This window comes from Microlunatus endophyticus, assembly GCF_014646195.1.
GTDB classification, from domain to species: Bacteria; Actinomycetota; Actinomycetes; order Propionibacteriales; family Propionibacteriaceae; genus Microlunatus; species Microlunatus endophyticus.
On record NZ_BMMZ01000003.1, the window covers coordinates 196,071 to 209,414 of the forward strand.

A 13,344-nucleotide genomic window follows, 5' to 3' on the forward strand; every position below is an offset into this window, starting at 1 on the left:
AGCCGCAAACGTCGAGTCGTCCCGACTTCACAGCGCCAGCAGGCCCGGCTCCGGCCCCAAACTCGAGTTGTCACGACTTCGCGGCGCCGGCGGGCCGGATCCAGCCACAAACTCGACTTGTCACGACTTTCGGGGCCGAGCGACAGGCCGACGCCAGCCGCCAGAAAACGGGGAACGGCACCCGTCGAGCGCCAGCGAGACCGGTCCCGAGGTACGAGGGGGCCGGGTCTGGCTCGCCGAGGACGCCAGTGCGCACGGGGCCGGGGGTCGTCCCCCGGAACTGGCAATTGGTCACACAGAACCGGCGGCAGCAGCAGGAAGCCGACCAGAAGGGATCGCAGCAGCAGGAAGCCGACGAGAAGGGATCGCAGCCGAAGGAAAGGGACTATCGACTGAACAGCGTCCCGTTCACCGTGACGATGAAGTTCCGCAGCGAGTGCGGAAGATCGGCGAGCTGCCAGTCGGAGGGACCGTGATACCAGCTCAGGTCCTCCGAGTCGGGCTCGTCGTCGTCGTCGGCTGCGACGATCGCATCCAGCCAGCGCTCGGCGCCGCCGAGCACGACCGCGTACGGCAGCACCTCGGACAATTCCGAAAGCTCCCGACCCGGCGGCATCCGGTCGGTCGGAGTGGTCAGCAGATCCGACCGCAGCGCGCCGAGCCCGGCCAGCAGCGCCGATCCTTGAGCGGTCCTGGCCGGCATCTCCTGGCCGATGAACATCAGTCCGAGTGCGAGCAGGATCAGCGCGATGCCGACCAGACCGAACTCGGTGAAGATCACCAACAGCGCGGTGATCACCGCTGCGGCGATCAGCCCGGCGAGCGCCGCCTGGGTCCAGGTGTTGCGGGTTGCGTCGGGGCGCCGCTGGAACCAGCCGTTCTCGACCATCTCGTCGTACAACTCCGACTGCACCAGGTGCACCGAGCCGCTGACCTTGTGACCCAGTTCGGACACCAGGGTGCCTTCACCGGCCGGTGCGACCGTGTCCAGGAGCACCCGCTCGAACGGACGAAGATCATCGGGGGCCTGGTCGGCGGGAGTACGGGTGAGCCGCCAGTCGGTCCGGGCGTACTTGCTGCCCGTCGGCAGTTCGGTGATCAGCACGTGACCGCGGACGGCCAGATCGAGCAGGCTCGCGGTGACGTCGATCGGGTCGACACGTTCGTCGACGACGGTGCCGATGTGGCCCGGCCGAATGTCGCCGACGACCCGGAATTCCGACTGCCCCTCGCCCACCGGCACGAAGTCTGCGGGCTTGCGGATCTCGTCGGACGGGGCGACATCGCGACCGATCCGCCGATGCGCGGCCAGCAGCCCGATACCGCCGAGCACCAGCAGCCCGATCGCCAGACCCAGCGGCAGCGGCTTGACCGAGAACGCCCGGGCGAAAGACCAGTGCTCCTTGATGTTCTCGGTGATCGGTACGGCTCCGGCCGGGAAGCCGATCTCCACGGCGACCACTTCGCCCTCACCCCGCGGACCGTCGGAGAAGGTCGGGCTCTGCGACCCGACGCCGGCCGAGAAGCTCGAGCACGGGGTGGTGGTGTTCGGCGGCCCGGAGGTGCAGTTCACGTAGCTGAAGTTGCCGGGGATGTTGACCACAGCGGTGAAAGACCGAACGCTCAGCGACAGGCCCTGCAGGAAGCGCCAGTGCAGCGTCGGATTCCCGCCGTTGCTGATCACCGCGCCGGCAACGGTGTAGCTGACGGTTGCCGTCTTCGCCGAGCCCGGGGCGAACCTGAGGGTTGTCAGATCACCGTCGGTGGAGGTCGATGACCGGATGGTGCCGGCGTCAGCGGTGACGCCGATGCCGCTGAGGTCGAATTCCCGGCTGCGGTTGCCGATCAGGCTCTCGCTGGTCTCGAAACTCTGCTGGACCTGAGCGGGCGCTGAACCGGAGAAGGTGATCTTCTCCTGGACCTTCAGTACGCCCTTGGAGTCGAGGGTCGAGGTCACCTCGACCGTGCTGGCCGCACCGTCGGCGTGAGCGGTCGGCACTACGCCACCCACGACCTGCCCCAACAGCAGGACTCCGGCGGCGGCAGCTGCCGCCGCGAGCATCCGTGCAGCGGTCGAAAGTCGCTGTACTCGTTGGTGCACCAGGCGCCCCTTCTCGGTCGAGCGGCTCAGTCAAGCCTCAATCACGCATCGTCTTCCCGCTGGAAACTACCGCACCGGCGGCCCATCCCGATGACCGCTCGACCGTGATGGCCCGAGTCCCCATTAGGGTGGGTGCTCGTGACGCAGCAGCAGTGGGGCGGGCCGCAGAGGAGTACCGGCCAGTTCGGCGGGCAGTTCGGCGCAGCACCACAGGGCTGGCCGCAGGCCGGTCCGGGCCAGGGCTGGGCGCCGGGCCAGCCCGCCCGAAACGGCGGCTTTCCGGGACTTCCGGCGCCCACGCCCGGTGGTTTCAGCGCCCGGCCGCAGAGCAACCCGCTGAAGCGAGTCCTGGTCGCGGTGATGTGCCTGGTCGGGGTCGCGCTGGTCGGTCTGGTCGTGGTGAATCTGGTCGTCGGGAGTTCCACCACCACCGTCGCCTACCAGAACGACAACTACAAGGTGCCGCCGCCGGACCAGAATCCGCCGTCGCTGCCCGCGCCCAGCACCTACGACGAGGCGCAGCAGTGGACCACCAGCAACAAGATCTACAACCAGAAGATGCCGATCCCCGTCCGCTGCGAGCTCAAGCCGATCACCGACCAGTCGACCGACGCCGAACTGAACACCCATCTGAACAACCTGATGGCCTGTCTGGTCCGGGCCTGGCAGCCGGCGGTCACTGCGGCCGGGTATCAGATCGTACGACCGAGTGTGACCATCTACGGCGACTCGATCACCACCAAGTGCGGCAAGGCCACCGGCGGCAACGCCTTCTACTGTCCGGCCGACCAGCAGGTCTACTACAGCCGTACGCTGCCCGATGTGGTCGCCGATCTCAAGGGGTCCAAGTGGGGTCCCGACCTGGTGCTGGCCCACGAATTCGGCCATGCCATCCAGGCGCGTACCGGAATCCTGATCTCGGCCAACGGCCTCGAACAGCAGGCCGGTACGAATTCGGCCGCGGGCCTGGAGATGAGCCGTCGGATCGAGCAGCAGGCCGACTGCTTCTCCGGACTGTTCCTGCGCTCCACCGCTCAGTCGCTGGGCATCAAGCAGAGTGACGTGCCGGCGATGGAGGTGATCTTCGTCGCGATCGGCGACGACACCCTCAGCGACAACCCGAATATCGAATCCACCCACGGCCACGGCACCAGCCGGCTGTTCTGGGCCCGGCGCGGTATCGGGAGCTCGGCGGTCGGCCAGTGCAACACGTTCACCGCGCCGGCCAGCGAGGTCAAGTAGCGGCCGATCGGCCCACTCGCCGGCCGCGCGGGCCCGGGTCAGTAGCCTCCCGGGTCAATAGCTCGCGGGTCAGTAGAGCAGTGAATTCGGCTTGACGATCAGGAGCGCGGTGGCGATCGCCGCTATCCCCTCGCCGCGGCCGGTCAGTCCCAGGCCGTCGGTCGTGGTGGCGGAGACGGACACCGGAGCCATCACGATGCCGGACAGTGCCGCCTCGGCCTCCTGCCGCCGGGCCGCCATCCTCGGCCGATTGCCGATCACCTGGACGGCGACATTGGCCACGACGAAGCCCTCATCCTTGATCAGCCGAGCGGTCTGCATCACGAAGCCGGTTCCCGGCGCCGCTGCCCACTCGGGCCGGTCGGTACCGAAATTGCTTCCCAGATCCCCCAGCCCGGCGGCGCTCAGCAGCGCATCGCATAACGCGTGGCAGGCGACGTCACCGTCTGAGTGACCCTCGGGTCCGGAGGTCTCCTCCGGGAAATGCAGTCCCGCCATCCACATCGGCCGGCCGGGGACCAGACGGTGGACGTCGGTTCCGATCCCGGTCCGGAACTGCTGCTCGTGCATCCACTCCGACATCGCCGCTCCTCGTCAACCAACCGCTGCGACCAGATCCTAAGGCTTCGCAGAGAAACCAGACAGAAAGGGCGGGCACCCTGTCGGATGCCCGCCCTTTCGTAGCTGTTATCGCGCCGTCAGGAAGCCAATACCTCTTCCAACAGCACCTCGGCCTTGTCCTCCTCGATCTTCTCGGCCAGAGCAAGCTCCGAGACGAGGATGTGCCGGGCCTTGGCCAGGATGCGCTTCTCACCCGCGGAGAGGCCGCGCTCGCGCTCGCGTCCCCACAGGTCACGCACCACTTCGGCCACCCGCATGACGTTGCCGGAGTGCAGCTTCTCGATGTTGGCCTTGTAGCGCCGTGACCAGTTGGTCGGCTCAACGGTGCGCGGTGCCCGCAGGATGCTGAAGACCCTCTCGAGGTCCTCCGAGCCCACGACATCCCGCACTCCGACGAGATCGAGATTGCAGGCCGGCACCCTCACGACGAGGTCGTTCTGGCCGACGATGCGTAGTACGAGATAGAGCTGGTCCTCGCCTTTGATCTTGCGAGTTTCGATGTCCTCGATGACGGCCGCCCCGTGATTGGGGTAAACCACCGTTTCGCCGACTGTGAAGGTCATATTGTCTACCTACCCCTTTCGCGACCTCTAGTTTAGCACGCTCTCAGGGTCAGGCCGCGGGCGTTTGCGCTAGCCAGAGCCACAATTGCCACAGCCGAGAGGTTGACAAACCACGGTCGGATGTGCATCCCACTGCTCGCCGTTTCAGCTTTTCCGGCCCGGCCGACCGGCGCCGTACGCCCTCTTCAGGTCGTACATCCGAGGCTGGTCCCCAACTCATCCAGGATAGTCCGCAGCGCCAAATCGAGTCCTCGGCGCGATGCTGATCCGGCTGCCGATCTGAGGGCACGGACCACCTTGGCTACGAAGCCGGACGCCGAGTCGCTAGGCTGACCACGATCGTCTGTAGTAGATCGGCGTAGCAGTTGGAAACAGCATCGGAAACAGCAGCTGACAGCACGTGCGGATCCACGCGGACGAGTCGGAAGAGTTGATGTGACCGACGGCCCGGGACAGTAGGAGTAGGACCACGATGAAGCAGACCTCGCAGACTTCGCCGGCCAGGAAGCGCGGCCTGATCGCCGCGGCGGCGGCCTCGGCTGGTCTGCTGTTCGCCCTATCGGCCTGCGGGTTCGACGAGCAGACCCTGCAGCCGTACACCCCGGCCGACGGGGTCAACGTCGATGTCGGCTCCGGACCCAACGGGGACCCGATCTCCTCGACCATCAAGGTCCGTGGACTGATGATTTTGGCCAAGTCGGACACCTCCGGCTTCCTGTCCGCCACGCTGGTCGCGGAGGACAACGATTCCCTGACCGGCGTCACGGGCAACGTCCTCAACCCCGACGGCAGCAACGGCCCGGCCCTGACCGTCAATCTGTCCAGCCCGGTCAATGTCGGCGGTAACAGCGCTGTCGTGCTCGTGGACCGGGCACCGATCACGGTCACCGCGTCGTCGCTGCCTGCCGGCCAGGATGCCGACCTGACGCTGACCTTCTCCAATGCCGGTTCGGAATCGGTCAAGGTGCCGATCATCGACGGCAACAACGAGACCTACGGGACGGTCTCGCCCTCGGCTCCGGCCAACCCGGGTAGCTAAGGACGTCAACCTGTCGGCCGATGCGGAGTCAAACCGCCGGCCGATGTGTTGGCTGGGCTGCATCGGAAGAATCGTCGCCATCTCGTCCGCAGCGGGCGGGAACCCGACAATTCCAGGAGCACGTCCATGCCACCAGCACGACTACGCCGTCGGATCGTGGCGGCCGGAGCACTGATCTCGGCCGGCTGTCTGGCCCTGGCGACCAGCCAGGCGCAGGCAGCGCCGACCGATGCGAAGGCTCATGTCCTCAAGGGCAGCGTCGCGCCCGAGATCAGCGGCCACCCCGCGATCGGCGCCGCCGCGGCATCACAGACCCGCACCGTCCAACTGTGGTTGAAGCCGAAAGCGGCGGCCGAGAGCTTCGCCACCGCTGTCAGCACACCCGGCTCCTTGACCTACCGGCACTTCCTCACGCCGGACCAGTACACCCAGGCGTACGGCGCCGGTTCAGCCACGATCAAGCAGGTGCGGTCCTGGCTGACCGGCCACGGATTCAGCCACCTCAGCACCGACAGCCAACACAACTACGTCAGCGCCCAGGCTCCGGTCAGCACGGTACAGAAGGCCTTCTCGGTCAAGATCAACAAGTATCGGGTGACCGGCCCGGACGGAACCCAGCAGACGGTGACATCCAATGACCGCGACATCACCCTGCCCGCAGCTCTGGGCAGCGACGTCTCGGCGGTCACCGGCCTGGACACCATCCAGCCGCGGACCTTCCACTCCGCCCGTCCGACCACGGCGAAGACGGCCGCAGCACAGGCCGCCACAGCAGAGGCCGCGGCCGCCGACCCGGATGCCGACTGCTCGACCTACTACGGCCAGAAGACCAAGACCGGGCTGCCGAAATACAAGGGCAGCACGTCCTTCCCGTACGTCGGCTGCGGCTACACCGCGAAGCAGTTGCGTGCGGCGTACGGCATGAACACGGCCAACAACGGCGCCGGTCAGACGATCGCCTACATCGAGATCGGCACGCCGTACCGGATGCTGAAGTCGCTGAAGAGGTACGCCACCCTGGGCGGCCTCCCGGCGCCCAAGTCGACCAGCTACAACGAGCTCACGGTCGGCGACGACGTCAACAACTGCGGCAATGCGTTCGACGTCGAGGAACAGCTCGATGTCGAGGCCGGCTACACGACCGCGCCCGGAGCCAAGCATCTGCTGGTCGGCGGCGACGGCTGCAATCTCAAGTACGGCGGAGTACAGGCGTTGTTGGATGCCGAGCTCGCCGTGCTCGACGGTTCGGGCAGCGCGCCCTTCGCGACGATCGAATCCAACTCCTGGGGCCTGACCGGCGAGGCGGCGACCAGCGCGTTGACCACCGCGATGCATTCGATCTTGGTGCGGGCCGCGGCCGAGGGCGTTGGCATGTACTTCTCCTCCGGGGACAACCCCGGCTTGTCCCAACCGGCCGACGACTCGCTGGCGATCTCGGTCGGCGGCACCAGCCTGGGGATCGGCGCCAAGGACCAGCGGTTGTTCGAGACCGGCTGGTCGAACGAGGAACTTGATCTTGACGGCAAGAAGTACGACAACGAGGGCATCGGCCGCAGCGCGGCCGGCGGCGGCGCCAGTCTGCTCTACGCCCAGCCCGCTTATCAGGCCGGCGTGGTGCCGAAGAAGGTGGCCATCCCGCCGTCCGGCGATTCGACCCAGCCCCGCCGGACCGTACCGGACCTGTCGGCGGTCGCCGACGCCTACACCGGCATCCAGCAGGTGGACGTCGAGCAGACCGACAAGGGCAAGGACTTCTACGACATCTTCCCCGACGGCGGCACCAGCCTGTCCTCGCCGTTGGTGGCCGGCATCATGGCCGATGTCCAGCAGGGCGGCGTCCGACTCGGTTTCGTCAATCCGACGCTGTACTCGCTGGCCGGAACGGCGGCGTGGCACGACACCCTCGCGGTGACCAAGTCCACCCCGGCCAGTCGGTCGGCCGTCTACTGTCCGCCGACCAGCGAGCTGTGCTGGGAGGGACTGGAGACGCTCGACTCGCAGGATCGGGTGTACACCGACCAGAGCACGACCAAGGGCTACGACACGATGACGGGTCTGGGCACTCCGAACGGCCAGACCTTCATCAACGCCCTGCGTACGGCGGCGACGCAGGCGCCGTAGCAGATCACCGGCGATGAGCCGGGTCCGGACGCGAGTCGTCCGGTCCCGGCTTCGTCAGCCGTAGGTCGGTTCGTCGCTGAACAGGCTGCTCACCGATTGGCCCGAGGTGATCCGCCGTACGGCCTCAGCGAACAGCGGGGCGACCGAGCGGACCGAGATGTTCGGCAGCCGCTTCTCCGGCGCCAGCGGCACGGTGTTGGTGATCACGATCTCGTCGATATCCGCCTCGGCCCCCAGCCGCTCGATCGCCGGGCCGGTGAACAGTCCATGGGTGCAGGCCAGCGAGATCCGCCGCGCCCCTTGGCTGCGCACCAACCGCAACAGCTCAACGGTCGAGGCCGCGGTCGCGATCTCGTCGTCGAAGACGATCACGTTCTTGTCCTGCACGTCGCCGACGATGCTCTCGATCACGACCTTGTCGTCGGCCAGCCGCCGCTTGTTCCCGGCGGCGACCGTCAGGTCGAGCTTGCGCGCCAGCTGGGTCGCGACCTTGGCGTTGCCGAGATCCGGCGAGACGATCACCGTGTTGGTCAGGTCGCGCTGCTTGAAGTGCTCGGCCAACTCGTGCACGGCGTTCAGATGATCGACCGGGATCGAGAAGAAGCCGTGCACCTGCGGCGCGTGCAGCGCCATCGTCACCACCCGGGTGGCACCGGCGGTGGCGATCATGTCGGCGACCAGCCGGCCGCCGATCGAGATCCGCGGCGCGTCCTTCTTGTCGGATCGGGCGTACGCGTAGTGCGGGATCACGGCGGTGATGTGGGCCGCCGAGGCGCCCCGGGCGGCATCCAGCATCAGGCACAGCTCGACCAGATGCTCCTGCACCGGCGGCACCAGCGGCTGGACGATGAAGACGTCCCGCTGGCGGCAGTTGGACCTCAACTGGACCTGAAGGCAGTCGTTGCTGAACCGGGTGGTCCGGCTCGGCGACAACTCGATGCCCAGGATGTCGCACATCTCCTGGGCGAATTCGGGATGCGCGGAACCGGTGAACACGGTGATATCGCGGAGGGCACGGTCGCTGTCGACGCCGTCACTGAGCACGCCCTCACTCTATCGACGCCCTATCGACTGCCCCACATCGCGCGGCTCAGCAGGGATCGGCAGGGTCGTTCCTGCAGTCGCTCCTGCAGCCGGTCTCGCGATCGAGCCGGGCGCCGATCCGCGCGACGATGGTCTCGCTGATCGCCCCGAGCTGCTGAAGCTGATCCCGGTCGAGCGCATCGACGACCAGCTCTCGGGCGGCCGCGACGTGGCTGGGCGCGGCCCGGACCAGCAACGCGTACCCCTCGTCGGTGAGAATCGCATTGGTGTAGCGGCCATCGGTCCGGTCAGGCTCGCGGCGCACCAGCCCGCGCCGCTCGAGCCGCGTCATGACATGGGAGAGCCGGGACAGCTCCGCATAGGCGAAGATCGCCAGCTGGCTCATCCGCATGGTCCGCTCCGGCGCGTCGGAGAGACCTGCGAGCACGTAGTACTCGACGAAGCTGAGTCCCGAGTCGCGTTGCAACTGGGACTCCAGGGCTGTCGGCAGCCGCGCGATCAGCAGCGTGAAGGCCCGCCAGACCTGCAACTCCTCGGCATTGAGCCAGTTCGGCTCGGCCGGCGGGCCGGCGACTGACGGCTCGCCGGACCCGCTCGCATCGACCCCCGTCGCGCCATCCGCCGGGGCGTCGGCTTCGGTGGACATGACGCCAACCCTATGCCCTCGTCGCTGGGCCTGTCGGCGGGAATCAGGATCCGCAACCGGCCTTACTTGAAGGTTCATGTGAACTAGTCTACGCTTCTCTTGAAGGTTCAAGTTCATTGGTACGCAGCCCGATCCGGGCTCGAAAGGAATCACTCGTGAGTGACCTGAAAATCGCCATCATCCTGGGCAGCACTCGCCCGGGCCGCAACGGCAAGGCCGTCGCCGACTGGGTGCTGGAGAAGGCTTCCGCCCGCACCGGCGCCGACTACGAGCTGGTCGATCTCGCCGACTACCCGCTCCCGCATCTGGACGAGGCGATCCCACCGTCGTTCGGCCAGTACCAGAACGACCACACCAAAGCCTGGGCAGAGAAGATCGCCGGCTTCGACGGCTTCATCTTCGTGACCCCGGAGTACAACCACTCCACCTCGGCGGTCCTGAAGAATGCGATCGACTTCCTCTACGCCGAGTGGAACAACAAGGCCGCAGCCTTCGTCAGCTACGGCTCGCTGGGTGGCGCCCGCGCCATCGAGCACCTGCGTGGCGTCGCGTCCGAGCTGCAGATCGCTCACGTACGCCAGCAGCTGTCCTTCTCGCTGTTCACCGACTTCGAGAACTTCTCCGAGTTCAAGCCGGGCCCGCAGCACGAGGAATCCGCCAAGGTGCTCTTCGATCAGCTGGAGGCCTGGACCGCTGCCCTGAAGCCGGTCCGCGCCGCCGCCTGAGCAAGATCGTCTCGATCAAGCAGCTGCACCCCGTTTCGTACGGATCGGGGTGCAGTTTTTTCTTGTGCAGAAGGTTTCCCGGCTACCCTTCGAACTTGTAGCCGAGACCTCGTACGGTGACCAGGAACCGGGGATTGGCCGGATCGGGTTCGATCTTGGTCCGCAACCGCTTGACGTGTACGTCGAGGGTCTTGGTGTCACCGACGTAGTCGGCACCCCAGATCCGATCGATCAGCTGCCCCCGGGTCATCACCCGGCCGGCGTTGCGCAGCAGCATCTCCAGCAGTTCGAATTCCTTCAACGCCAGCTTGACGCGCTCGCCGTTGACCGACACCTCGTGCCGCTCGACGTCCATCCGTACGCCCGCCGACTCGACCACATCGGGCAACAGTTCGACGTCCTGGCCACGCCGCAGGACGGCCCGGATCCGGGCCACCAGCTCGCGGTGGCTGAACGGCTTGGTGACGTAGTCATCGGCACCGAGCTCGAGCCCGACCACCTTGTCGACCTCGGAATCGCGGGCGGTGACCATGATCACCGGGACCGCGGCCCTGGCCCGCAACTGTCGGCACACCTCAGTGCCGGGCAGTCCCGGCATCATCAGGTCCAGCAGCACGATGTCGGCGCCCACGCGGTCGAATTCGGCAAGGCCCTGGCTGCCGTCGGCGGCCTCGACCACCTCGAAGCCCTCCTTGCGGAGCATGTAGGACGTGGCTTCGCGATAGGACTCTTCGTCCTCAATCACCAGCACACGGGTCATCTGACGATCTCCTGGGGTTGTGTTGTACGGCTGTGGGCCGGCTCCGCATCGATGGGGTCCCGGCAGTCACGGGTCGAGTGGTCCGGCGCGGTCTGCGCGGTCGTCGATCCGGTGCTGTGGTCAACGTCAAGGTCATGCTCGCGGTCACGGCCCAGATCGCGGCCCGGATCAAGCTCGGGATCGAGATCCCGGCCGGTCTGAGGGTCGGCGTGAGGGCCGAGGTCGGGGTCGAGATCGGCGGCCGAACCGGCCGTGACCGGCAGGTTGATGGTGAAGGTCGAGCCCTGCCCGAGCTGGCTCCAGACCGAGACGTCGCCGCCATGGGAGGCGGCGATGTGCTTGACGATCGCCAGGCCGAGCCCGGTGCCGCCGTTGGCCCGGCTGCGGCCGAAGTCCACGCGGTAGAAGCGCTCGAAGATCCGTTCCAGATCGGAACGGGAGATGCCGATGCCGTTGTCGGAGACGGTGATCTCGACCGCCTCGACACCGCCCCGGCTGACCCGGGACGCGGCGACCGCCACCCGGGCGCCGGTGTCGGAATAGATGATCGCGTTCTCGACCAGATTGCCCACCGCGACGATCAGTTGGTCGCGACTGCCGGCTACCTTGCACCCGCGCTCGCCACCGACGGTCACTGCGATGTCGCGTCGCTCCGCGTCGACGCGGCAGCGGTCGATCGCGGTCTGGACGACGTCGTCGATGTCGACCGGTTCGGTATTGGCCAGCGGGTCGTCGGCCTGCAGCCGGGAGAGATCGATGATCTGCTGGACCAGATCGCTGAGCCGCTGGGACTCCACCGACAGCCGGGCTGCGAACCGGTGCACGGCCTGCGGGTCGTCGGCCGCGCCCTCCAGCGCCTCGGCGAGCAACGCAACCGCACCGATCGGCGTCTTGAGCTCGTGGCTGACATTGGCCACGAAATCGCGCCGGGTCGCCTCCACCCGACGCGCCGCCGTGAGGTCCTCGGCGACGATCACGACCAGGCCGTCCCCCAGCGGCGCCACCCGAGCACTGATCACGACCTCGACACTGCCGGTCCCGCCGCGCTTGAACTCCAACTCCGCGCTGCGGATCTCGCCGTCCTCGCGGACATCGCGGACCATCTTCACCAGCGGCGGCGCCAGCAGCCGGCTGCCGCGCACCAGGCCGAGAGCCCGGGCCTGCGGCGTTGACTCAAGGATCGCTCCGTCCGACCCGACCAGAACGGCCGAGGAACTCAACGCCGACAGCACGTCCGAGACTCCGGCGGGCACCCGCTCAGCGACCTGGTCGGGATCGTCGGCCTCAGAGTCATGGACCCGCCGGCGGGTGAGCAGCCAGACGACGAGGCTGCCGACCAGCAGGCCGGCGACCAGCGCCAAGCCGACAGCTCCCGCGTTCACACGCTCGATACTAAACCGATATCCATAGGTCCCCGGGACGCCGAACTCCTCCCCGACCGGGATCGAAATCCAGGGTTCCGGAACTGTTTACGCGCCGTTCATGAGGTGCGACGGGGGTGGTACGGGCCGGGCCTAAACTGCGGTGCACCGGACGTGTGGGGCTGCAGCGTCCGGGTAATGCGGATATCGACCGGTCGGTAGCGGCTCATCGCAACCCGTTACGCGTGCGCGAAGAGTTTCGTCGGGTCGTTGTCGGGTTGTCGTCGGGTCGATATCAGGTCGATGATGTCAGGTGCGGATGAGCGCGTGAGACTCGCGCGCGGCAGGGATGAGGCGGTTCATGCGGGACTCCTATCAGGAGGAACTCAATGAGGTGCTCGGGGACCTCGTCGGGGTTGCCGGTGCCGTGTCGGTCTCGGTGCGCAACGCGACCCGGGCACTGCTCGACGCCGATATCCATCTCGCCGAAGGCGTGATCAGCGGCGACAGCCAGATCGATGCCGCATGCTCGGGAGTCGAGGATCACGCATTCTCGCTGCTGGCACTGCAAGCTCCCGTCGCCGGTGAACTGCGGATGATGGTGGCGACCCTGCGAATGGTCTCCGAGTTGGAGCGCACCGGCGATCTCGCTGCCCATATCGCCAAGATCGCCCGGATGCGCTATCCGGAGAGCGCGGTGCCGGACGGCCTGCGAGCGAATTTCGTCCGGATGGGCGAGGTCGCCCAGAAGATCGTCACCATCGCCGGCCAGGCGCTGAAGGAGCGCGATGTCGCTCTGGCGCGGGACCTGCTGGAGCAGGACCAGGAGATGGACGATCTGCGCCGATCACAATTCCGTACGCTGCTGGGCACCGATTGGCCGTACGGGGTGGAGGCGGCCGTCGACGTCGCCCTGCTCGGTCGCTACTTCGAGCGGATCGCTGATCACGCGGTCTCCTTGGCCCGCCGGGTCGTGTTCGTCGTGACCGGCGAATATCCCGACGAGGATGTCTGGGCCCAGGCCGACCGGGAGCCGGCCGGCCACAGCTGGCCGGTCACGCCGGCCACTCACTGAGCAGATAGCCACCGGGCCGGGATCTGCGGCTCCCGGGAGACGCAGC

11 protein-coding genes and 1 pseudogene are annotated in these 13,344 nt (G+C 67.1%); 5 read left to right on the plus strand and 7 right to left on the minus strand.

Going from position 1 to position 13,344, the window contains the following annotated elements:
- Positions 1-385 precede the first annotated feature (385 nt).
- Positions 386-2,101, minus strand: coding sequence for a DUF2207 family protein (locus IEY07_RS07765; RefSeq protein ID WP_188894627.1), 1,716 nt, complete (start codon positions 2,099-2,101; stop codon positions 386-388).
- 138 nt (positions 2,102-2,239) lie between these two features.
- On the opposite strand from IEY07_RS07765, the gene IEY07_RS07770 reads away from it, so the two are divergent.
- Positions 2,240-3,343, plus strand: a complete 1,104-nt coding sequence (locus IEY07_RS07770) for a neutral zinc metallopeptidase (protein WP_188894628.1) — start codon at positions 2,240-2,242, stop codon at positions 3,341-3,343.
- Between the two features lie 69 nt (positions 3,344-3,412).
- On the opposite strand, the gene ispF is transcribed toward IEY07_RS07770, so the two are convergent.
- Together ispF and IEY07_RS07780 are read right to left on the minus strand one after the other, a co-directional pair.
- On the minus strand, positions 3,413-3,925 hold the full coding sequence (ispF, locus tag IEY07_RS07775) for a 2-C-methyl-D-erythritol 2,4-cyclodiphosphate synthase (protein ID WP_188894629.1): 513 nt from the start codon (positions 3,923-3,925) through the stop codon (positions 3,413-3,415).
- 116 nt (positions 3,926-4,041) lie between these two features.
- Positions 4,042-4,527 (minus strand): CarD family transcriptional regulator, encoded by a 486-nt coding sequence (locus tag IEY07_RS07780; RefSeq protein WP_188894630.1) that lies wholly within the window; start codon positions 4,525-4,527, stop codon positions 4,042-4,044.
- 472 nt (positions 4,528-4,999) lie between these two features.
- On the opposite strand from IEY07_RS07780, the gene IEY07_RS07785 reads away from it, so the two are divergent.
- Both IEY07_RS07785 and IEY07_RS07790 read left to right on the plus strand, forming a co-directional pair.
- Positions 5,000-5,566, plus strand: a complete 567-nt coding sequence (locus IEY07_RS07785) for a hypothetical protein (RefSeq protein WP_188894631.1) — start codon at positions 5,000-5,002, stop codon at positions 5,564-5,566.
- 126 nt (positions 5,567-5,692) lie between these two features.
- Positions 5,693-7,687, plus strand: coding sequence for a S53 family peptidase (locus IEY07_RS07790; RefSeq protein ID WP_188894632.1), 1,995 nt, complete (start codon positions 5,693-5,695; stop codon positions 7,685-7,687).
- 54 nt (positions 7,688-7,741) lie between these two features.
- Here IEY07_RS07790 and IEY07_RS07795 read toward each other — a convergent pair whose 3' ends face one another.
- The gene (locus IEY07_RS07795; protein WP_188894633.1) at positions 7,742-8,731 is read right to left on the minus strand and encodes a ribose-phosphate diphosphokinase; all 990 of its coding nucleotides are present in this window, start codon (positions 8,729-8,731) and stop codon (positions 7,742-7,744) included.
- A gap of 46 nt (positions 8,732-8,777) precedes the next feature.
- Positions 8,778-9,377, minus strand: a complete 600-nt coding sequence (locus IEY07_RS07800) for a MarR family winged helix-turn-helix transcriptional regulator (RefSeq protein ID WP_188894634.1) — start codon at positions 9,375-9,377, stop codon at positions 8,778-8,780.
- Between the two features lie 155 nt (positions 9,378-9,532).
- On the opposite strand from IEY07_RS07800, the gene IEY07_RS07805 reads away from it, so the two are divergent.
- On the plus strand, positions 9,533-10,102 hold the full coding sequence (locus tag IEY07_RS07805) for an NADPH-dependent FMN reductase (RefSeq protein ID WP_188894635.1): 570 nt from the start codon (positions 9,533-9,535) through the stop codon (positions 10,100-10,102).
- A gap of 82 nt (positions 10,103-10,184) precedes the next feature.
- Here IEY07_RS07805 and IEY07_RS07810 read toward each other — a convergent pair whose 3' ends face one another.
- Entirely contained in the window at positions 10,185-10,862 is a 678-nt protein-coding gene (locus IEY07_RS07810; RefSeq protein ID WP_188894636.1) for a response regulator, read from the minus strand.
- A 257-nt stretch (positions 10,863-11,119) separates the two neighbouring features.
- A pseudogene (locus IEY07_RS07815) lies at positions 11,120-12,244 on the minus strand (sensor histidine kinase); the annotation flags it as partial.
- A gap of 340 nt (positions 12,245-12,584) precedes the next feature.
- Between IEY07_RS07815 and phoU the strand changes: the two are divergent.
- Positions 12,585-13,298, plus strand: coding sequence for a phosphate signaling complex protein PhoU (gene phoU, locus IEY07_RS07820; protein ID WP_188894638.1), 714 nt, complete (start codon positions 12,585-12,587; stop codon positions 13,296-13,298).
- Positions 13,299-13,344: the final 46 nt, after the last annotated feature.